Here is a 20,653-nt window from a genome sequence, read left to right as displayed (position 1 = left end):
CAACTCCCTTGGTCAGCGGCGATCGAGAATCACCCGGGAGAGCGTGTCGAGCGCGTATCCGATGATCCCGATCACCACGATCACCGCCATCACCTGGTCGTAGGCCAACTGGTCGCGGGCATTGAGGATCTGGTAGCCGAGTCCCGAACGGACGCCCAGCATTTCCGCCGGGACCAGCACCACCCACGCGATACCCAGCCCGACCCGGACGCCGGTCTGCACCTGTGCGCGGATCGCGGGCAGGATCACGGCCGACAGCTGTTCGCGCCGCGTCGCACCGAACGACCGGGCGACCAGCAGCAGTCCCGGATCGATCGCCCGCACGCCGGCCGCGGTATTGAGCACGATCGGCCAGACCGACGCCGCCGCCACGAGGAAGATCACCGGCTGATTTCCGATACCGAACAGCGCGACCGCGATCGGCGCCCAGGACAGCGGCGAGATCATCCGGAGGAACTGCACCACGGGCGCGACCGCGCGTTCGGTGACGGCGTGCAACCCCAGCAGCAATCCGAGCGGGATGCCGACGGTGACCGCTATCAGCAGCCCCACCAGCAGGCGCCACATACTCACCGCGATATCGGGCAGCAGCACACCGCGATCGAATAGTTGCGCGGCCGCGCCGGGCACATGTTGCGGGCCGAACTCGCGTAGCAGCGACTCGGGGCCCGCCACCAGGTCGGTGAGTATCCACCAGAGCAGCACAGCGGCGGCCACCGCGGCGAGGCGCGGCAGCCGAGCGGCGGTCGATGGCCGGGTGTCGACGGTGTTCACGATGGGTCGATCTCCTCGATGCGCGTGAGCCGAGCGGGTAACCCGAAGGCGTCCGGGCCGCCCGCGCGGTCGAGCGCGACCCGGACGAAACGGTCGTCGACGAGCGCGCCGTGTACCCGGTCCGGATCCAGGCCGGACAGGAACCGGGTGTCGCCGTCGACGACGGTGTCGTGCATGGCGGTCACCAGCGCGGCGGTGAAACTCGGAAAAGGGAAGGGCTGGAACCCGATCCGCTGCGGCTGCCACGCGGGGTGGCGCACCGGCAGCTGATCGGAGTAGGTGAGGGCCTTGGTGATCGCGGGCAGCGGCTGGGGAAGGTAGGCGCCCGCGAGCTGTTTCGCGGCGGCGGGCCGGTCGGCGCCGATCCGCAGCTGCGCCGCGACCACCGCGTCCGCGAGCGCCTGCACCGCCGTGGGGCGGCGCTCCAGCAGATCCTCGTGCACCACCAGCGCGCAGCAGGCGTGATCGCGCCATAGATCGCCGAGGAACCGGTGGATCCGCCCGACACCGCGTATCTCGGCGACGGCGTTGAAAGGATCGGCCACGGTGAAAGCGGAGATCGATCCGTTGGCCAGCGCCGGAACCATATCCGAGGGACTCATGACCACCAGTTCCACGGTGCCGGCCGAGCGCGACGCCGAACCCCGGATCACCGGCCGCAACCCGTGCGCGCGCAGCAACTGCTGGATCAGGATGTTGTGGATCGACCACCAGAACGGAATGGCGACCTGGGTCCCGGCCAGTTGGCCGAGTTCGGTGATCCCGGGCGCGACCGTCAACGCCGATCCGTTGGTGTGGTTCCATCCCAGGATCCGGGCGGGGGCGCCGAGTCCGAATCGCAACTGCACCGCCATCGGCATCAGCAGGTGCACGATATCCACCTGGCGGGTGAGGAAGGCTTCGGCCAGGGCCGCCCAGCTGCGGAACAGGACCGGTTCGGCGAGATCCGCGGCCACCGCGCCCCGGTCGGCGATCAGCAGCGGCGCGGCGTCGGTGATCGGCAGATAACCGATGCGGAGTCGTTCGCCGCCCGCGCCGCGCCGATCCGCCGCGGCACGGCCCAGATCGGCCAGCCCCGCGATCCCGCCGGCGGCCACCAGTCCCGCACAGCCGCACAGCAGTCCGCGCCGCGACAGCGCCGGCGGTTTCATATCGTCACCGACGAGTCGCGATAGCGGTCGATGATCCGCTGCCGCAGCCGGTCTCGTTCGTCGACCCCGCCGAGGTCGGCGAACTCCGCACGTACCGTGCCGCCCGGTCCGATGAGCACGATCCGGTCGCCCAGTCGCAGCGCCTCGTCGATATCGTGGGTGACCAGCACTGTGGTGCAGGAAATCTCGCGCACCAGCTCGGCCAGCCAGTCCTGGAGATCGGCGCGGACCGCCGGGTCGAGCGCACTGAACGGCTCGTCCAGCAGCAGTAGACGCGGTCGCACCGCCACCGCCCGGATCACCGCGACCCGCTGCGCCTGCCCGCCGGAGAGCTGATCGGGACGCCGGTCGGCGAGGCCGGCCAGACCGAACCGATCGAGCAGTTCGTCGGCGTGGCCCGGATCGAATCCCGTTCGGTGCCCGGCGAATCGGCCGCCGAACCGGACGTTGTCGCGCACCGTGAGCCACGGCATCAGCAGCGGTTGCTGGAACACCATGCCGGTGGCCGGGCGCACCGTCTCGCCCGCGCCCCAGCTGATCTCGCCGCCGTCGAGTCGGTCGAGTCCCGCCACCACTCGCAGCAGCGTCGACTTCCCGCTGCCGCTGGCGCCGAGCACCACCAGCAGCTCCCCGTCGCCGATCCGTAGATCCACTCCATCGAGTACGGGATCGTCGCGGCCCGGATAGGTTTTGCGGGCATCCGCTAGTCGTACTGCGACAGTTCCCACCGCAATTGGCCTTCCGAGGGAGATTGGACAGGGAGGAAGGCGGCTTCCCGGAACCGCCGGTTGGTGTCGCAGTGCCGGGCGTAGCCCGCGCCGCCGCGCAGTGTGACCTCCAGCCGGGTCGCGTCCACCGCGATGCGCGCGGCGTCCAGGCGCAGCCGGAGCAGGTCGGCGGGACCGGTCGCGTGGGCATCGGAGGTGTACTCGCGCAAACGCCCCCGGGCCGAGGCATGCCGTTCGGCGAGCGCGCGATACTCGTCGCGGAACTGGGCGCCGAGACCGTCCAGCCGGTCGCCCGCCGCACGGACCGAGGTGTCGGCGACGCCGGTGCAGAACGCGGTCTGCAACAGCAGGAACACCGGACGGATCGTCGCGCAGAACGCGCGCAGGTCCGCGGTGACGAGCTGATCCCCGCGTACCTCGACGTGCTCGAATGTCAGCGAGGTCGAGGCGGTAGCGCACAGTGCGAGCAGTTCCGGCGCCGGGCGGATACCGACACCTTCGGCGTCGGCGCTCACCACGCCGACGTGCCCCCGCCCGTCGTTACCGCGGAAAGGGAAGACGATCAGCGCGTCCTCGAAGACATTGGAGGCCCACGCGATCGGACCGGTGACCCGGTCGCTGCCCGCCGCGTCGGCGTGCAGCGGCAGCTCACCGAGCCCGGCGAGATGTTTCAGCGCGGCCGCCATGGCGGTGACACCGACCCGCCTGCCCGAAGCCAGCTCGTCGAGATGCCGCTCGCGAACCGGTTCCGGTGCGCGCCAGACATATTCGAGCGCCATCCGCTGAGCCCAGAGTGAGAACCCCGCGGCCAGGCTCTCGGCCGCGACCCGTTCGATAGTGCCGGCGATCTCGCGGATATCCGATCCGCCGAGTCCGCCGGTGAGCAGACCGCGCCCGCCGATCTCGGCGATATCGGCGCGGATATCGGTGCGGCCCAGGTCGAGGTCGGCGGCGCGGCCCCGCACGAATTCGGCGACCGAGCGGCGGGCGTCCTCGGTGGTGACGGTCGCGGTCACGGCCGTGGGTCCGCCAGTTCGTGCAGCCGGTCCACCGGCGTGTTCACCGCGTCACGGGCCCGGCGCACCGCGGCTTCGTCCGGCGCGTCGTAGAAGCACAGACATTTGTCCATATCCTCGCGGACGTAGGTGCGCAGGAAACTCACCTCGGGCACATCGGCGTATTTCGGTGCGTTGGCCTTCTTGCGCGCCAGGTAGGTGTCCATATCGATCTCGGCGGGGATATCCCACTCGACCAGATATCCGGCGGCCGGGCGCGCGGCCTTGATCGCCGCCAGATCGGCGCCTACCAGGCGTACTTCGTGCGGGCCGTCGACGGTTTCGGCGAACAGATCCTGGGCCGGTAGCGCCGGAGCCCGGCAGCCCGCGAATTCGGTGATCGCGAATATCCGCGGCGAACCGCCGGTGACCTGGGCCTCGATCAGCGCCCCGCCTTCCTTTTCGGCACGCGTGCCGAATTCTTCGATGGTGCGTCCGGGAGCGCCGGTGGGCACGAGCTCGTACAGGTACAGGGACATGGCAGCCGCCTTCCGAGGGGTGGAATCTGCGAGGATGCGGCCGCCGAAGAGGGCAGCCGAAAATGCGCGAAAGTCGCTCCGCCGTGGGCGGAGCCGGATCAGCGCTGGTGACGACAGGCAGCGTTGGCCACGCGCACGAGGTCCACGTGCAGGCGGCGGGTCAGGTTGCTGCGGGTCACGAGTACAGAGTAATCATAGATAGAACGATCTGTCTATATAGAGAAGTGGTTATGGTGGGGTACGTGGCCACAACAACCGAGTCCGCGGCGGCGGCCGCCGGCCGCCGGGGCAAACAGGCGCCGGCGCAACGCCTGCTGGAAACCGCGACCACCCTGTTCGCCCGGTACGGCATCCGCGCGGTCGGCATCGACCGGGTGCTGGCCGAGTCGGGAGTCGCGCGGGCCAGCCTGTATACGAGCTACGGGTCCAAGGACGCGCTGGTCATCGCCTATCTGGAACATCTCGACCGGCGTGATCGCGACCGCTGGAACGACGCTGTCGCCGATATCGCGGAGCCGGCGGACCGAATCCTCACCTTCTTCGACCTCGCCCTCGCCTCCGCCCCCGACCGGGGCTTCCGCGGATGCCAATATGCCAATGCCGCAACGGAATTCCCGGACGAGACACTGGCGCCCGTGCTCGCTCATCGCCGCTGGATGCTGGATACTCTCACCGAACTCCTCCAGGCATGCCGTACACCGGACGCCCCGGTTCTCGCGCGCCGCATCCAGCTGATCTACGACGGCGCCCTGGCCGGTTCCAAACTCGAGCACGCGGTGGAACCCCTGCGCACAGGCCGCGCAATCGCCGCCGAAATCATCCCGACCGGATGACAGGAGCACTACGAACCCTCATCCCGAGCGCGATCACGCTCCATGGGACCTGCTCCCCTCCCGGGATGAAATCTCGCCCGCACACACCACTGCGATTGATCAGGAATCGAGAAGCGCCGGCGCCCCGTGCGGAATTACCGTTTCGACCATGACCACCGAGACGAACACCCACACCGCCATCGACATCCACCTCGAAGTTCCCGACGCCGACGCGGCGGCGGCCACCTACGCCGCCGCGTTCGGGCTGGGCGACACCTTGAGCTTCCGTACCTCGACCACGCCCACCTCCGGATTCCGTGGATTCATGCTGTCACTGGTGGTGTCCCAGCCCGGCACCGTCGACAGCCTCATCGGCACCGCGCTCGAAGCGGGCTTCACCACACTCAAACCGGCCAAGAAGACTTTCTGGGGCTACGGCGGAATCGTCGCGGCTCCCGACGGGGCGATCTGGAAGATCTCCACCTCGAACAAGAAGGACACCGGCCCCGTCACCCGCGAGATCGACAATGTAGTGCTGCTGCTGGCCGTCGACGATGTCAAGGCCAGCAAGAAGTTCTACGTCGAGCGGGGACTGACCGTGGCCAAGAGCTTCGGCGGCAAATACGTCGAGTTCGCGACCCCGGGCTCGCCGGTCACGCTCGCGCTCTACGGACGCCGGGCCGCTGCCAAGGACGCCGGCGTCTCCCCCGACGGCACCGGCTCGCACCGGATCGTTCTCGGTGGTCACGCCGGATCCTGCACCGACCTCGATGGGTTCGTCTGGGAGGCGGCGGCCTGAGGTTCCGGCCGTGCGGCGGCGGTAACAGCGGCGCCGAACCCGGCTGGCATGCTGTGCCCGGTGTGGTTGATGCTCGCGGCGCTCGGCGCCCTCGTCGTGGTGACGGGATGGTTGCCCACCGACGCCGCCGTGGATATCGGCGTACACCGTGCGGGGCCGATCCTCGGTTTCCTCGTCGCGGTCACCGTGCTCGCGGAGCTGGCGGACAAGACCGGAGTCTTCGATATCGCCGCGGGTTACTGCGCCCGGCTCGGCCGCGGCTCGATACCGCTGCTGTTCGCGCTGATCGCCGCGCTCGCCACGACCACGACAGTCGCCATGAGCCTGGATACGACGGCCGTCCTGCTCACTCCGGTCGTCCTGGCGACGGCCGATCGGCTCGGTCTCCCGGCGGCGCCGTTCTCGCTACTGGTGGTCTGGCTGGCCAATACCGCGAGTCTGTTGTTGCCGGTGTCCAACCTGACGAACCTGCTGGCCGTCGACCACACCGGAATCACCGCGCACGAGTTCGCCCGCCAGATGGCTCTGCCGCAGCTCGTGGCGGTGGCGCTCACAGTCGGTTTCCTGGGGCTGGTGTTCCGCAGACGGTTACGCGGGCGGTACCCGGTACCCGCGCCCACTCCGCCGCCGGATCGGGTCCTGAGCACGGTCTGCGCGCTGGCCTGCGCCGGTTTCGCCGTCGCCGTCACGGCCGGCGTGCCGCCCTGGGCCGCGGCCACCGTGGCCGCGGCGATCGCCGCGGCCGGGTGCGCGCTGCGCGCCCGCGAACATCTACGTCCGGCCCTGCTGCCGTGGCGGCTCGTGGTCACCACGGAAGGCCTGTTCTTGGTCGTGAGCGCGCTGCTGCACCACGGCCTGGGCGATGTGCTCACCGGCTGGACCGGCCGATCGGAGCTGGGCACCGTTTTCGCCGCGGCCGCCGCGGCGAATCTGGTCAACAACCTGCCCGCCTACCTGGCGATGGAGACCACTGTGCCGGCGGGAAGCGCGGATCACATCTTCCCCGTATTGCTCGGCACCAATATCGGGCCGCTGGTCACCATGTGGGGTTCGCTGGCGACCCTGCTGTGGGCGGATCGTTGCCGAGCCCGCGGCGTCCACATCGGGGCCGGGCGGTTCGCGTTGCTCGCGACGGTGGGCGTGCCGCCGATCCTGCTGGCGACATGGGCCGTCTCGAGCTGGTGACTGCCGTAGATCCGGTGGTCGCCCGCCTCGCACGCGGACAACCACCGGATCAGCCGCTGCACCGCCCCTCATCGGCGTACAGCTGGACTCGATTACGCCGTTTCCGCCGCGGAATCCGACTCCCGTACGCGGACGACGCGACCGACCAGCAGGACATACGAGACGATTCCGAGCAGCGTCACCGCGGTCATGTAGACGAAGGCCGGTGCGAAACTCGCGTCGGTGACCAGGAATCCGATGACGATCGGGGTGGCGATTCCGGACAGGTTCCCGATGAAGTTGAACATCCCGCCCGTCAGCCCGATGAGCCGCTCCGGCGCCAGGGCCGAGACCAGCGACCAGGTGATGGAGGCCAGCCCGTTGCCGAAGAACGCGATGGACAGGAACACGATCACCAACGTGGTGGAATCGGTGAAATTCGCGCCGATCAGGGTGGTGCTCAGCAGCAGTCCGGCGATGATCGGACCTTTGCGCGCGATGCCGAGCGGGACCCCGCGCCGCAGCAGGAAATCGGAGAACACCCCGGAGAACAGCACACCGATCACCGCGGCGATGAACGGCAGCGACGCCAGGAATCCGGACTTGATGTAGTCCATATCGCGGTACTTGACGAGATAGGTCGGGAACCAGGTCAGGAAGAACCACAGCGTCGAGGTCAGGCAGAACTGCCCCAGATAGACGCCCCATAGTTTCCGCCGGCCCAGCACGGTGGCGATATCGGACCATGTCACCTTGGCGCGCTCCGGCCGGGAACCGGTCAGATCGACGAGACCGCCGCCCTCGCGGATATGGGCGATCTCGGCCTCGTTGGCACGGGACTCGCGCGGCTCGCGGTATACGAGGTACCAGACCAGCGCCCACACCAGGCCGATCCCGCCGGTGAATACGAACACCCAGTGCCAGCTCAGCACCGACTGCAGCCAGGACAGCACCGGGGTCAGCAGGGCGAGACCGATGAACTGGCCCGAGGTGTAGAACCCGATGACGGTGGCGCGCTCCCGCTCGGGGAACCAGGCGGTGGCCACGCGATTGTTGATCGGGTACGCGGGCGCCTCGAAGACACCCACCAGCAGACGAAGTGCGATGAGGGCGACGAAACCGCCGAGGACACCCATGAACACCGTCGCCAGCGACCACAGCAGGAGGCACGCCGGGTACAGAACCCGGGGCGGGATGCGGTCGACGAACCAGCCGCCGGGGATCTGCAGCGCCGCGTAGGTCCAGCCGAAAGCCGACAGCAGCAGCCCCTGTTGCGCCGAGGACAGGTCCATCTCGTCGGCGATGGCGGGGACCGCGATGGACAGGTTGGCGCGGTCCATGTAGTTGATGACCACGGTCACGAACAGCATGACCGCGATCAGGACACGTGCCCGGCTGGCTTTGGCGGCCAGCGCACCCCGCGAGACGGCGGGTTTTTCGATCATTGTCTTCATGCTCACCACTCCGCGAACGATCCGTCACTGTGACGCCAAATGGGGTTGCGCCACCGATGTCCCGTGGCCGCCCGCTCCGTCACGTATTCCTCGTTGATCTCGATCCCCAGACCGGGACCGGTCGGAATCCGCACCTGGCCGTCGGCATAGGTGAACACCGCCGGGTCCACCAGGTAGTCGAGCAGCTCATTGGTGGTGTTGTAGTGAATGCCCAGGCTCTGCTCCTGGATGGTGGCGTTGTAGCAACCCGCGTCGATCTGCAGACACGACGCCAGCGCGATCGGTCCGAGCGGGCAGTGCAGCGCCAGCGCCACATCGTAGGCCTCGGCCATATGCGCGATCTTGCGCGCTTCGGTGATGCCACCGCAGTGCGACGGGTCGGGCTGAATGATGTCGACCGCGCCCGAGGCGAGCACCGATTTGAAATCCCATCGGGAGAACAGCCGCTCGCCCAATGCGATCGGAATCGGCGACTGCCGCAGCACATCCACGACACTGTCGAGATGTTCGGACAGCACCGGCTCCTCGACGAACATCAACCGGTACGGTTCCAGTTCGCGCAACAACACTTTCGCCATCGGCTTGTGCACCCGGCCGTGGAAATCGACGCCGATACCGATATTCGGGCCGACCGCATCGCGGACGGCCGCCACATTCGCCACGCAACGATCGATCTTGTCCCAGGTGTCGAGGTACTGCAGTTCCTCGGTGCCGTTCATCTTCACAGCGGTGAAACCGCGGTCGACGGCGTCGCGCGCGGCCTTCGCGGTCTCGTCCGGCCGGTCACCGCCGATCCAGGAGTAGACCTTGATGCGATCGCGCACCCGGCCGCCGAGCAAATCGTGCACGGGAACCCCCAGGGCTTTGCCCTTGATATCCCAGAGCGCCTGATCGATACCCGCCAGCGCACTCATATGGATACCGCCGCCGCGGTAGAACCCGCCCCGATAGAGCACCGTCCAAAGGTCTTCGATACGAGCCGGGTCCTGACCGATCAGATAATCGGACAGTTCCTCGACCGTGGCGGCGACCGACGCCGCGCGTCCTTCCAGCACGGGCTCGCCCCAGCCCACGATGCCGTCATCGGTTTCGATACGCACGAACAGCCACCGCGGCGGCAGCGTGTACGTCCTGATCGACGCGATCTTCATTGATCTCCTCCTGTGCAGCGGACTGCGTTGTCCGGTGACGAGCGGTACTAGCGGGTGGCAGCCCAGATATTCGAGAGTCGGCGGGCCCTGACACGCACCTGGTCGGCGGTGTCACCCGGCCGGTAGAGACTCGTTCCGAGACCCGCCCCGCCGGCGCCCGCGGCGAGCCAGTCCCCGAGGTTCGATTCGTCCACTCCGCCGACCGGCAGCAGTTCCACATCGTCGGGCAGGACCGCGCGCACCGCGCGCATCCCGGAGATTCCCAGCGCGCCGGACGGGAACAGCTTGAGACTACGGGCGCCGGCGCGTACCGCGCCGAACGCCTCGGTCGGCGTGGCCACCCCGGGGTACGGACGCATACCCAGGGCGAGCGCGGCCGCGATCACCTCGATATTCGTATCCGGCGACACAATGAGGTCGGCGCCGGCGGAGCGGGCCCGGGCCGCGTCGTCGGCGCTCAGGACGGTACCGGCGCCGATCGGGCAGAGCTTCCCGAAGTGCGTGGCCAGTAGCTCGATGGAATGGTAGGGGTCGGGCGAGTTCAACGGCACCTCGATGGCGTGCACGCCTTCCTCGACCAGCGCCGCTCCCACGGCGACAACCTCCGCCGGGGTGATTCCTCGCAGGATGGCGATCAGCCCCGACCGGGTCGTATCCGATGCGGAATCCATGAACCTCTCCTCGATTGCGTTCGTGAACTGCTGCCGGGTCATCGCGAGGCCGCTTCCGCCGCGACGACCCCCGCCGCCACGGCGATCGACCACAGCCCCGCCGCGGCGGCGTCCTCCCCCACGACCTCGGTCACCACACCGCGCATCCGCAGCGCGGCGGCGTACCGGCGGCACAGGTCGGCATTACCGCAGAGCACGATGCGCTCCGCCCGATACTGCGGAAGCAGATGGCGCACCTCATCGGCCAGGACGACACCGGAGAGATAGTCGGCGAGCGACGACGGTGCGAGCAGGCCGTCGAGGACGAGTGCCCGCGCGCCGAACAGGGCGGTGGCCAGTCCACGCTCCCGTGGCGAGAAACCCGCGGTCAGGCCGCGGGTGAAGGCGGCGTCGTCGCGCCGCGGGTCGGTCGCGGTGTGGCTGAGCAGCCCGTGCCCGGTGACCAGTCCGTACAGCTCACCGCTCATCGCGGTGGTGAAGGACCGCACCGTGCGGTCCTCGATCCGCATCCACTTGGTGTGAGTCCCCGGCAAGACCACGATGTGTTCGGCATCGGGCCGGGCGATCAGCTCGAGCACGCCGATGACCTGAGTTTCCTCACCTCGCAGCACATCACCGGGGATATCGTGGCGCGCATCGGAGGCGACGCGCAGACCGGGCACCAGGTGCACGGCGCCCGCGGCGAGGGTGATCTCGGTGAGTGAGCGTGCGGTGCTGTCGAGACGGGCGGGCACGGTCAGATACCCGGCCTCGCACCACCCCTGAGCACTGCCGACCATGCCGCAGGCGAGCGCGGGGAGGCCCGGATGATCGCGCAGCCACCCACCGCACACATCCAGGTAGGCCGCTTCGTAGGCGCGCGCCCGCGCCGCCGGGTCCGCGGCGTCTATTCCGGCGGCCATATCGAGTAGCCCCCCGGCGGGCTCCCGGGTCTCGAGAATCCGCCCCTCGTCGCCGAGCAGCCAGGAGCGCATAGATGTCGTACCCCAGTCGAGTGCGATGAGGCGCGGCATCGAGAGCCCTGGCCGGTCCGGTGTCATGACCGTCACTATGAACAGAGCGTCCCATTATTTCCAACCAAGTCCCTATTTATGGGACTCTGGACGGATGAGTACTGCGCACGACGAGGTCCCGCCCGGCACCCAGACGCTCGCCCGGGGCCTCGCGGTCATCCGAGCGGTGGCCGACGGCGCACACGGATTACGCGCGATCGTCGAATACACCGGTCTGGGCCGCAGCAGCACCCATCGACTCGCCCAACTGCTGGTGAACCAGGACTTCCTGCGGCACGACAACCGGGGCTACACCCTCGGCCCGGCACTGATCGAACTCGGCTTCAAAGCCCTGCACGGCAACCCTTTGCCGCTGGTGGCCCGGCCGGTGCTCGAGGAGTTGTCGGCCGCCGTACTCGATACGGTCCATCTGGCCGTCGAAGACGGTGGTTCGGTGCTCTACCTCGACAAGCTGTCCGGGTCGCGCGGTGCGGAAATGCGGTCGCGGATCGGGTACCGGATGCCGCTGACCCGTGCGGGAGTCGGCAAAGCACTGCTGCTCGACGCCGCCGATCGCTGGACCGAGCAGTACACCGCCGACGAAGACCAACTCCCGGTCGCCGCCCGGAACGGCGACCCGGAGGGCTTCCGCACCCGGATGCAGGAATACGCGCGCGCCGGCGCGGCCATGGACCTGGAGGACAACGAACCGGGCATCCGCTGTGTCGCGGCCCCGATCCGCGACGCCTCCCGCGCCATCGTGGGAGCGGTGAGCGTTTCGGCCACCACGCCGTACATGCCGCACGAGCGGATGCGCGGGCTGGTCCCGGTCGTCCGCCGGGCCGCGGGACGGATCTCGGCGTCGCTGGGCTACCAGGGAACCTGACGCCCGGAGGTGTCGGGCCGACGAATGAACTCGTCGCGGCGAAGCCGCGCCGTGATCGCGCTACCGCCGGATCGTCGAGAGCGGCCCGCGGCGGGCGTCCTCCGCACGGTGCGATTCGCGCCGATCACGGCGCGTGTGTCGCGAACCCCTCACCTGCCGGGATCCGTATCTTCGGTGGCGTGAGCACCACTGAGCTGCCCCGACTCGGGTCGGCCGGCGGACGCTGGATCGTGCTGGCCACGGTTCTCGGATCGTCGGTGGCCTCACTGGACGCGACCGTCGTCAATATCGCGCTCCCCCGGATCGGCGCCGCGCTGGGCACCGATGTCGCCGGACTGCAGTGGACGCTCAACGGCTACACGCTGACCCTCGCCTCGTTCATTCTGCTCGGCGGCTCGTTCGGCGACCGGTTCGGCAGACGGAAGGTGTTCGTCGCCGGCGCCGTGGGGTTCGCGGTGGCGTCGTTGCTGTGCGGTGCGGCGGTGAACATCGAAATGCTGGTGGCCGCCAGAGTATTGCAGGGGGTGGCCGGGGCCATGCTCACGCCGGGCAGCCTGGCGCTGATCTCGGCGTCCATCGACCACCGCGACCAAGGTGCGGCGATCGGCCTCTGGTCGGGATTCGGCGGGGTGGCCGGCGCACTCGGGCCATTTGTCGGCGGCTGGCTGATCGAGGTCGCGGGATGGCGGTCGATCTTCTTCATCAATATTCCGCTGGTGCTGGTCGTGGTGCTGGTATCGCTGCGACATGTGCCGGAGAGCCGCGATCCGAACGCCGCCGGCCGGATCGACCTCCCCGGCGCGCTGGTGGTCGCGGTGGCGCTCGGGGCGCTGACCCTCGGACTGATCGACGCGGTACCGCTGCTGGTGGGCACCGGCCTGCTGCTGCTCGCGGTATTCGTCCGGATCGAGCTGCGCAGCGACCATCCGCTGGTGCCGCCGTCACTGTTCGCCTCGCGCGTGTTCACCGCGGCCAACCTGGTGACCCTCGCGGTGTACGCGGCGCTCGGCGGGGTGTTCTTCCTGCTGGTTCTGGAACTACAGCTGGTGGCCGGATACTCGCCGTTGTTGTCAGGGGTGGCCACCATACCGATCACGGTGCTGATGCTCGCGCTGTCCGCCCCCGCCGGGCGCTGGGCACAGCGGCACGGACCGCGGTTGCCGATGACATCGGGGCCGGTCCTGGCCGCGAGCGGACTGATGCTGTTGCCGCGGATCGGGCCCGGCGCGTCGTATCCGGTCGATGTGCTACCCGGTGTCCTCGTCTTCGGTCTCGGACTGTCGGTGCTCGTCGCCCCGCTCACGGGTGCGGTGATCGGCGCGGTCGCGGCGAGTGAGGCGGGTATCGCCTCCGGGGTGAACAATGCCGTCGCCCGGACCGCCCAGTTGCTCGCGGTGGCCGCGTTGCCGGGACTTGCCGGTATCACCGGGGCACTCGACGATCCGGCCGCTTTCGATTCGGGTTTCGCCGTCGCCATGTGGATATGCGCCGGCCTGCTGCTCACCGGCGCGCTGTTGGCGGCGGTGCTGCTGCGACCGCCGCGGCGCAAGCCCGACCTCGGCAATGTCGACTGCCTGCCGCAGTGCGGGGTCGCCGGCCCCGCGGTGGCCCCGGCGCACTCCGCGCGCTGAGCGCGCCGGTCGTCGGGGTCCGAACTGCCGGTCTACGCCCGGGCGATCGTGGTGAAGGCTTCGCGGAAACGTTCGGCGCCGTCCCGGTCGGCGAAACGACCTATGTCCCAGAGGATCACATGGGCGCAGCCCGCTCGGTGGTATTCGTCGAGTCGCCGACGCACCTCCGCAGGTGATCCGTGCAGGACCGATGCCTCGACGATTTGGTCCGGTATCCGGCGCAGCAGGGCTTCGGCGTCCCCGGGGGCGATCTCCTGCGGAATGTAACTGTGGTCGAGCGGATACCGGAATCCGGCCGCCTCGAAAGCCGCTCTGCCCCGGTAGAGCGCGACCGCGCGGACAGTGGGATGGTCCAGAAGGGCACGGCTCTCCTTGCGGGTACCCGCGAGCGCGGTCCACAGGAACAGCATCGGACCGACCGACGCGGGGTCGCGCCCGGCCAGCTCGGCGTGGCGGCGCAGCCGGCCGAGCTTGTGCCCGTAGTCGGCGGGCGTGATCGACGAGGGTATCCAGCCGTCGCCGTGGAGTGCGGTCAATTCGAGCATCCGGGGCCCGTGCGCGGCGACGCAGAGGTCGTAACCCGGCCGGTGCGCGATCGGAAGGTCGGCGTCCCATCCGGGCGAATCCGGCGTCCGGAGCGCACTGAGCTGTTCGAGCGCGGGCCGGACATAGTGCAGCCTGCCGGTTCTTTCCGTTCCGGAGTGCAATCCGAACGGGCGCAACTGCCCGGGATCACCGGCACCGATCCCGAGTTTGAACCGGCGGCCGCTGAGCCAGCTGATCGTGCTCGCGGTATGCGCCAGCGCCACATTCGTCCGCCGGACGGGGTCGGTGACCGCGACGCCGAGTCCCACCCGCCGGGTGGTGGCGGATGCCGCGGCCAGTACCGCGAGGGGGTCCAGCACATGATGCGGATCGCCGAGCACCGGGCTCGACGCGCCCCGCGGAAACCAGCCCTGGAGATGGTCGATCATCCACGCGGTATCGACCTCCGCGCGACCGTCGGCCCACCTGATGTCGTCGAGCGGATCGGCATCGGGGTGAATCGCGACGGGTGCGCCGAAGGTCAGCGGTTCGGTCATGGCGGGATCCTCGAGGAAGTAGGTCGTGGGTGGGTGCGGCGTGCGCGACCCCGCGGTGCGAATTCCGGCCGCGTCGGCGGTATTCGGCGGGGCGGCGCGGGATCATGCGCCCGGCGCGGCCGGGCCGGTCGCGCCGGGCGGCTCGGCGATCGGTGGGAGTTCTCGCATCGCGAGCGTCGCCACGAAGGAGACGACACCGAATCCGGTCATGAAAGCGGCTATCGCGTACCAGCTTCCGGTCACACCGAGCAGCGATGTCGCGATCAGGGGCGACAGACCGCTGCCGAACACTGTGCCGAGGCTGTACCCGATGGCCATTCCCGAGTACCGGACCCGAGCCGGGAAGATCTGTGCGAAGAACGCGGGCATCGTTCCGTAGGCGGCGCAGTACGGGATGAAGAGGAGGACGAATCCGGCGAACATGACGAGGACACTGGTGGTTCCGAGCATCGGAAACCACACCCACGGCACTACGGCCATGCCCGCGATACCGGCGAGATAGACGAGCTTGCGGTCGATGCGATCGGAGAGCCAGCCGAACGCGGGAACGCCGACGATCGCGACGACCGTGACGCCGGTGACCAGTTCCAGCGTCGTCGAACGGTCGACGCCGAGGTGCTGCGCACCGTAGGAGAGCGAGAACACCGTGGCGACATAGAAGGTCGCGCCGGCCGACAGGTACGACAGCGCCATCAACACCACCGAGCGCCAATGCACGGCGAATACCGTGCGGATGGGCAGTTTCTCGACTTCGGCCGCACTCACGACGGCCCGGAACTCCGGGGTTTCGGCAACGCTGACCCGGATCGCCATCCCGATCGCGATGAGCAGTGCGCTCGACCAGAACGGCACCCGCCAGCCCCAGGAACGGAACGCCTCATCGGGAAGATAGGAGAGCAGCAGGAACATCAGCGACGCCAGCAGCAGGCCCCAGCTCGCACCGGTGTTGATCAGGCTTCCGAAGAAGCCCCGGCGGGACGGTTTCGTGTGCTCGACGCTCATCAGCACCGCGCCGCTGTACTCACCGCCCAGCGAAATACCTTGCACTACCCGCAACACCACCAGCATGACCGGCGCCAGGACACCGATCGTGTCGTAGGTGGGCAGGAATCCGATCGCTACCGTGGCCACGCCCATCATGCTCAGCGAGATCACCAGCAGCTTCTTGCGACCGATCCGGTCTCCGAAATGCCCGAAGATCGCCGCGCCGACGGGCCGCGCGAGGAAGGCCAGCGCGAAACTGGAGAGTGCCAGCAACGTGCCCACGAGGGGGTCCGCACTGGGAAAGAAGAGTTCGCCGAAGATCAACGCCGACGCTGTGCCGTAGATATAGAACTCGTACCATTCGATCACCGTGCCGGCGAGGCTGGAGGCCACAACCCGTGTGGATTGTTCCCGCTCGCGCACTGAAGTGGTTGTCGCCATTGTGATTTGCCGTTCTCGATCTGTGGAGGCCGGTCGACACACCGTTGTGTTGGGGAGGCCGGGGTCCGAAACCCGGACAACTTGTCTCCTGTTCGAACAAGTGACAAGTTGGATGCTAAGCTCGAGGCCACAGGTTGGCAACCCCAGGAGCAGAGGAACAAGAATGGAGTTATCGGCCGCATTCTCGACGTCACTGTCGCGGCGACCGCTTCCGGAACTCATCGCCGAGCGGATCGTCGCGGCGATCGCCGCCGGAGTTCTCGCCCCGGGCGACCGCCTGCCCTCCGAACCGCAACTGGCCAAACAGATGAGCGTCGGCCGTGGTTCACTGCGCGAAGCTCTGGCCAAACTCCAGGACGCCGGCGTCGTGGAAGTGATCCGCGGGCGCGGCGCGTTCGTCCGTGAACCGCCCACCGACGACTCCCGGATGCGATTCGCCCTGTGGAGCCGCGCCGAGAGCGCCCGGGTCACGCAGCTACTCGAAGCACGAGTAGGGCTGGAATCCACCGCGGCCGGGCTCGCCTGCGAACGCGCGGACCCCGCGGATCTGACATCCCTCGCGGCCGCGTGCGCCGATCACGAAGAGGCCCACCGCACAGGCGATCTCGCCGCGATGGTGGTCACCGACGAGGAATTCCACCGTCGACTCGTCGCCTGCGCACACAACGACGTCGTCGCCGACCTCTACCGGACCCTGACCCCCGGTCTGAAAGAGTTCCGCCGGCAACTCCTGTCCCGGGAGGGCGCCGAACGGCGGTCCACCCACGATCACGCCCGGATCGTCGCGGCGGTCACCGAGAAGAACTACGACGCCGCACGAAAAGGCGTTATCGCCCATCTGTGGCCGATGTACTCCGAGATGGTGGCCGCGGCGGCCGGAGGCGACTACACGCCGGGCTACGACGGCGCCGAGATATTCATCGGATGAAGGACCGCGGTAGCCGCGCCCCCACCGCGGCGACCACCGGATCGTTATCGCAGCGGCGCAAATGCCGCACTGCCGCAATGCCGGCGCGACCCTGCTCGCCACACTCCCCGTCGTAGACTGCGGTTGTTGCTTCCGGCTCGCCGCGAGCGAGCGTATCCGGCGCGGCGGCACGGTCTCGGTGCCCGATTTCCGACCGGACGATTGTCAGGTCCATCTCCGCCGATTCGATCGGGAGGTGTTACGACCGTGCGCACCGATGGAGACGAGTGGGACATCGTGACCGGTGTGGGACTCACCGCGCTGGGCGTCGCGACATTCCGGGCACTGGAGTCGGCCCACCCCGATCCCTTGATCCACGACGACTACGCGGCACTGTTCGTGCGGGCCGCGGGCGAACAGTATTTCGTGGATCTCTTGGCCGATCCGCCGAAAATGGGCGATACCCCGCTGATTCCCGGTTTCATGGGGCTGCGGACCAAGTTCTTCGACGATTTCTTCCGGTCCGCCACCGCGGGCGGGGTCCGGCAGGCGGTGATCCTGGCCGCTGGGCTGGACGCGCGCGCCTACCGGCTCGACTGGCCCGCGGGAACCGTCGTGTTCGAAATCGACCGCCCCGAAGTACTCCAGTTCAAAGACCAGGTCCTCGCCGACCACGGCGCGCTACCGCGGGCCGATCGCCGGACCGTGGCCGTCGATCTGCGCGACGATTGGCCGAAGGCGCTCGCGGCCGCCGGGATGGACCCCGGCGCGACTACGGCATGGTCGGCCGAGGGATTGCTGCCGTATCTGCCGGGCGCGGCCCAGGACGCGCTGTTCGAACACATCGGCGACCTCTCCGTTCCGGGCGGCCGTCTCGCCGTGGAAAGCGCCCCGGTCGGAGCCGGACAGAGCTGCTTCGCGTCTATCGAGTCGAAATACTTCGACAAGAATCCGTTCGGCGATATCGACCCGACCGAACTCTTCTACTACGACGAGAGATCCGATCCGGAGCGATGGTTGCTCGACCACGGCTGGTCGGTCCGCGCCTTCAGCTCGGCCGATCTGGCGTCCGGCTACTCTCTCACGCTTCCGGAGTTACCCGATGAGATCGAACAGGAGTGGCAACGGCCGCGATATCTGTCCGCGGTCCAGGGCGGTTGAGGCCCGGGACGGCATTCATCTACCCGGTCGTGGCCGGGCGACCCAGGCGGCGATATCGGTGATGACCTCGATATCGACATGATGCGGGTGCGTATAGTCCGCAGGCATCGAAGGCCCGGCCCCGGGGAAGAACATGTGATCATCGGCCGGGTACGTGCGGATCGTCACGTCCCGGCGACCGGACAGCCCCGCCCGCCAACCGGCGAGGTCGTGCTCGACCGTGACCTGATAGTCGCGTTCTCCCTGCAGGATCAGCATGGGCACAGACAGCGCCGCGGCCACGGCCGGCGGATGGTAGGCGCGCAGGTCCAGCCAGTACGGCGCCGGCATCCCGAAGGGCAGTTCGTCGGCGGGAGAGTCGACTGTCAGCGCCGGACCGTCCACCAGTTCCGCCTGTTCGATGGCAGCTTCGACAGTGGGCAATCCCGCCGCCGTCGCCGGGGCGACCCTCGTCAGATGCTCGATGACACGCACCATCGACCACTGCAACGGCACCGTGTCCCCCGCGAGGACGACCAGACCCGCCACCGCGGGGTCGGCGGCGGCCACGCGCGGCGCGAACCGGCCGCCCATACTGTGGCCGATCACGAAGACACGTGCACCGTCGACGGTCGCGAACCCGCGCAGGAGGTCGACACCCGCGACAGCGTGCGGGACGTACTCCTCGGTCGGCGTGAATCCGGCCACCGCGGTCTGCTCGCGGTGCGTGTAGGTCACCTTGTCGAAGCGCAGCACCGCCACACCGCGGCAGGCCAACCCCCACGCGATGTCCTTGAGGTTCTTGTTCGGGCCCGCGCTACCGTCCCGGTCGAACGCACCGCCACCGGCCAGCAGTACGGCCGCGGGGTGCGGCCCGGCGCCGCGCGGAAGAGTCACCGTGCCCGGCACCGCGAGCGGCCCGGCGCCGACCGTCACCTCTCGTTCGTCGAACGCGTCCGGGTTCACGTATGCGGGTGGCCGCCATGTCGCCACGCCGGACTCGATTCGATCCATCTGACCTCCACATCGACCCGCCAACATTCTTAGATTTGAGAAAGGTATCACTGGTGAGATCATTGTGCTGTGGATACCTTGGAGCTGCTGGCACACCCGGTGCGGTTGCGGATCGTTCACCGCTTGTCCGGCGGACAGGCCTGCACGACCCGCCAGTTGTGCGACCGCCTGCCCGACGTATCGAAGGCGACGGTGTACCGGCACGTCGAAATACTGGTCACCGCGGGCATTCTCGAGGTCGCCGACGAACACCGGGTACGCGGCGCGGTCGAGCGCACCTACCGCCTCCGCCCGGCCCGCGCGGTCGTCGACGCCCACACCGCCGCCGCCGCGACGCGCGCGGATCATCGCGCAATCTTCGCCGCCGCCATGGCCACCCTGCTGGCCGAATTCAACACCTACCTCGATCGCGACACCGCCGACCCCGCCGCCGACCTGGTCGGCTATCGGCAACACGCGATCTGGCTCGCACCCGATGAGGTCGCGGGTCTGATCGACGACCTGCGCGCGGCAATCCTTCCGCACCTGCGGAATTCGCCCACCCCGGAGCGCGCACAGTATCTCCTGAGCCCGATCCTGTTCCCGGCCGGCGGGCCACGAGAGGACGAGCGGCCGGACGAGGCAGCCGAGCGGAACACGTGAGTGGACCGCGCCGCACCTCCGACCGGGCCCGCTCCGGCCATTACCCGCCCGTTCAGCGGTGGCGGGCCGCGCCGCCGACGCATTTGTGCGCCGAGCACCAGAACGCTCCGACGTTTCATGACGGGAGGACATAGGCGACGCCCTCCGCCGCATCCTACGATTGTGCTGCCCAGCCGCCTCACAGGTCGGCATTCCGCCTTCTAGGGGGCCAATCATGCGGCGCTCGCAGCACCGAGCCGGTACATCGGATCTACCCAGCGCGACCGAACTACTGCGCGCGCTCGGCGGCCGGAACGCTCGAGGACCTGTCTGTAGGCTCGCCTCGGAATTGTCGGAGTCCTACAGCCCCGAGTCGATGTCCGCCGAGGATCTCGCGCAGTCCCGCAGACGGCAACTGATCGCCGAGATCAACGCGTGGGGTTCTCAGCACCTGCCGGCGCCCGTCGCGGGCGCCCGGGTGCACGAGCGCAGCCTGGGCGAACTCATCGATACGATCGCGGCCGGCGCCGCCCGGGCATTCCACCTGCTGCGGCACGACGATCCAGCGGGTGAGCGCATGCACACCGAATGGACCCGGCTGGCCGAGCTGGAGATCGCCTATCGCGATCTGCTACTCGATATCGAGACCGGACGATGCCGCCTTCCCTGCGAATAGCGTCGCCCCACCGACCGCTCATCAGAATGCGGCGTCTCGGC

General features: G+C 68.6%; 22 protein-coding genes. 9 read left to right on the top strand and 13 right to left on the bottom strand.

Features of this window, described 5'->3' with window-relative positions:
• Positions 1 to 12 precede the first annotated feature (12 nt).
• The 6 genes from OG804_RS05595 to OG804_RS32295 form a co-directional block, all read right to left on the bottom strand.
• The gene (locus OG804_RS05595; protein WP_328394554.1) at positions 13 to 774 is read right to left on the bottom strand and encodes an ABC transporter permease; all 762 of its coding nucleotides are present in this window, start codon (positions 772 to 774) and stop codon (positions 13 to 15) included.
• A complete protein-coding gene (locus OG804_RS05590; RefSeq protein WP_328394552.1) occupies positions 771 to 1,925 on the bottom strand; it encodes an ABC transporter substrate-binding protein in 1,155 nt (384 codons plus the stop codon). The genes OG804_RS05595 and OG804_RS05590 overlap by 4 nt, the downstream gene beginning before the upstream one ends.
• Positions 1,922 to 2,653, bottom strand: coding sequence for an ABC transporter ATP-binding protein (locus OG804_RS05585; protein ID WP_328394550.1), 732 nt, complete (start codon positions 2,651 to 2,653; stop codon positions 1,922 to 1,924). The genes OG804_RS05590 and OG804_RS05585 overlap by 4 nt, the downstream gene beginning before the upstream one ends.
• On the bottom strand, positions 2,629 to 3,669 hold the full coding sequence (locus OG804_RS05580) for an acyl-CoA dehydrogenase family protein (protein WP_328394548.1): 1,041 nt from the start codon (positions 3,667 to 3,669) through the stop codon (positions 2,629 to 2,631). The genes OG804_RS05585 and OG804_RS05580 overlap by 25 nt, the downstream gene beginning before the upstream one ends.
• A complete protein-coding gene (locus OG804_RS05575; protein ID WP_328394546.1) occupies positions 3,666 to 4,187 on the bottom strand; it encodes a DUF4242 domain-containing protein in 522 nt (173 codons plus the stop codon). The genes OG804_RS05580 and OG804_RS05575 overlap by 4 nt, the downstream gene beginning before the upstream one ends.
• 98 nt (positions 4,188 to 4,285) lie before the next feature.
• The gene (locus OG804_RS32295; protein ID WP_442941854.1) at positions 4,286 to 4,333 is read right to left on the bottom strand and encodes a hypothetical protein; all 48 of its coding nucleotides are present in this window, start codon (positions 4,331 to 4,333) and stop codon (positions 4,286 to 4,288) included.
• Between the two features lie 84 nt (positions 4,334 to 4,417).
• Here OG804_RS32295 and OG804_RS05570 point away from each other — a divergent pair, with 84 nt between their 5' ends.
• The 3 genes from OG804_RS05570 to OG804_RS05560 all read left to right on the top strand — a co-directional run bounded on the left by OG804_RS05570 (position 4,418) and on the right by OG804_RS05560 (position 6,983).
• Positions 4,418 to 5,020 carry a TetR/AcrR family transcriptional regulator gene (locus OG804_RS05570; protein ID WP_442941749.1) on the top strand — a complete coding sequence of 201 codons (603 nt, stop codon included), beginning with the start codon at positions 4,418 to 4,420 and terminating at the stop codon, positions 5,018 to 5,020.
• A 148-nt stretch (positions 5,021 to 5,168) separates the two neighbouring features.
• A complete protein-coding gene (locus OG804_RS05565) occupies positions 5,169 to 5,798 on the top strand; it encodes a glyoxalase (protein ID WP_328394542.1) in 630 nt (209 codons plus the stop codon).
• A 69-nt stretch (positions 5,799 to 5,867) separates the two neighbouring features.
• Positions 5,868 to 6,983, top strand: a complete 1,116-nt coding sequence (locus tag OG804_RS05560; RefSeq protein WP_328398251.1) for an SLC13 family permease — start codon at positions 5,868 to 5,870, stop codon at positions 6,981 to 6,983.
• A gap of 92 nt (positions 6,984 to 7,075) precedes the next feature.
• Here the strand turns inward: OG804_RS05560 and OG804_RS05555 are convergent, their stop codons facing one another.
• From OG804_RS05555 to OG804_RS05540, 4 genes are read right to left on the bottom strand one after another with little or no spacing between them, the layout of a single operon-like run.
• Complete coding sequence (locus OG804_RS05555) at positions 7,076 to 8,407, bottom strand: MFS transporter (RefSeq protein ID WP_328394539.1); 1,332 nt, start codon at positions 8,405 to 8,407, stop codon at positions 7,076 to 7,078.
• Between the two features lie 11 nt (positions 8,408 to 8,418).
• On the bottom strand, positions 8,419 to 9,567 hold the full coding sequence (dgoD, locus tag OG804_RS05550) for a galactonate dehydratase (RefSeq protein WP_328394537.1): 1,149 nt from the start codon (positions 9,565 to 9,567) through the stop codon (positions 8,419 to 8,421).
• 47 nt (positions 9,568 to 9,614) lie between these two features.
• Positions 9,615 to 10,238: a 2-dehydro-3-deoxy-6-phosphogalactonate aldolase gene (locus tag OG804_RS05545; protein ID WP_328394535.1), complete on the bottom strand. Its 624-nt coding sequence runs from the start codon at positions 10,236 to 10,238 to the stop codon at positions 9,615 to 9,617.
• A gap of 38 nt (positions 10,239 to 10,276) precedes the next feature.
• A complete protein-coding gene (locus OG804_RS05540; protein WP_328394533.1) occupies positions 10,277 to 11,278 on the bottom strand; it encodes a 2-dehydro-3-deoxygalactonokinase in 1,002 nt (333 codons plus the stop codon).
• A 67-nt stretch (positions 11,279 to 11,345) separates the two neighbouring features.
• On the opposite strand from OG804_RS05540, the gene OG804_RS05535 reads away from it, so the two are divergent.
• Both OG804_RS05535 and OG804_RS05530 read left to right on the top strand, forming a co-directional pair.
• Entirely contained in the window at positions 11,346 to 12,116 is a 771-nt protein-coding gene (locus OG804_RS05535) for an IclR family transcriptional regulator (protein WP_328394530.1), read from the top strand.
• A 179-nt stretch (positions 12,117 to 12,295) separates the two neighbouring features.
• Positions 12,296 to 13,747: an MFS transporter gene (locus tag OG804_RS05530; RefSeq protein ID WP_328394528.1), complete on the top strand. Its 1,452-nt coding sequence runs from the start codon at positions 12,296 to 12,298 to the stop codon at positions 13,745 to 13,747.
• A 32-nt stretch (positions 13,748 to 13,779) separates the two neighbouring features.
• On the opposite strand, the gene OG804_RS05525 is transcribed toward OG804_RS05530, so the two are convergent.
• Positions 13,780 to 14,829, bottom strand: a complete 1,050-nt coding sequence (locus tag OG804_RS05525; RefSeq protein WP_328394526.1) for an LLM class flavin-dependent oxidoreductase — start codon at positions 14,827 to 14,829, stop codon at positions 13,780 to 13,782.
• Positions 14,830 to 14,931: 102 nt separating this feature from the next.
• Entirely contained in the window at positions 14,932 to 16,206 is a 1,275-nt protein-coding gene (locus tag OG804_RS05520) for an MFS transporter (RefSeq protein WP_328394524.1), read from the bottom strand.
• A 211-nt stretch (positions 16,207 to 16,417) separates the two neighbouring features.
• Between OG804_RS05520 and OG804_RS05515 the strand changes: the two genes are divergently transcribed.
• Positions 16,418 to 17,182: a FadR/GntR family transcriptional regulator gene (locus OG804_RS05515; RefSeq protein ID WP_328394522.1), complete on the top strand. Its 765-nt coding sequence runs from the start codon at positions 16,418 to 16,420 to the stop codon at positions 17,180 to 17,182.
• A 246-nt stretch (positions 17,183 to 17,428) separates the two neighbouring features.
• Positions 17,429 to 18,322: a class I SAM-dependent methyltransferase gene (locus tag OG804_RS05510; RefSeq protein WP_328394521.1), complete on the top strand. Its 894-nt coding sequence runs from the start codon at positions 17,429 to 17,431 to the stop codon at positions 18,320 to 18,322.
• A 15-nt stretch (positions 18,323 to 18,337) separates the two neighbouring features.
• Here the strand turns inward: OG804_RS05510 and OG804_RS05505 are convergent, their stop codons facing one another.
• A complete protein-coding gene (locus tag OG804_RS05505; protein ID WP_328394519.1) occupies positions 18,338 to 19,315 on the bottom strand; it encodes an alpha/beta hydrolase family protein in 978 nt (325 codons plus the stop codon).
• A gap of 69 nt (positions 19,316 to 19,384) precedes the next feature.
• Here OG804_RS05505 and OG804_RS05500 point away from each other — a divergent pair, with 69 nt between their 5' ends.
• Positions 19,385 to 19,957, top strand: a complete 573-nt coding sequence (locus tag OG804_RS05500; protein ID WP_328394517.1) for a helix-turn-helix domain-containing protein — start codon at positions 19,385 to 19,387, stop codon at positions 19,955 to 19,957.
• 355 nt (positions 19,958 to 20,312) lie between these two features.
• Positions 20,313 to 20,612 carry a hypothetical protein gene (locus tag OG804_RS05495; protein WP_328394515.1) on the top strand — a complete coding sequence of 100 codons (300 nt, stop codon included), beginning with the start codon at positions 20,313 to 20,315 and terminating at the stop codon, positions 20,610 to 20,612.
• The last annotated feature ends 41 nt before the right edge of the window (positions 20,613 to 20,653 follow it).

Source organism: Nocardia sp. NBC_00416 (genome assembly GCF_036032445.1).
In the GTDB taxonomy this organism is placed as follows: Bacteria; Actinomycetota; Actinomycetes; order Mycobacteriales; family Mycobacteriaceae; genus Nocardia.
The sequence above is the reverse complement of the archived record's forward strand: the minus strand, read 5'-3'. Positions and strand labels throughout refer to the sequence as shown.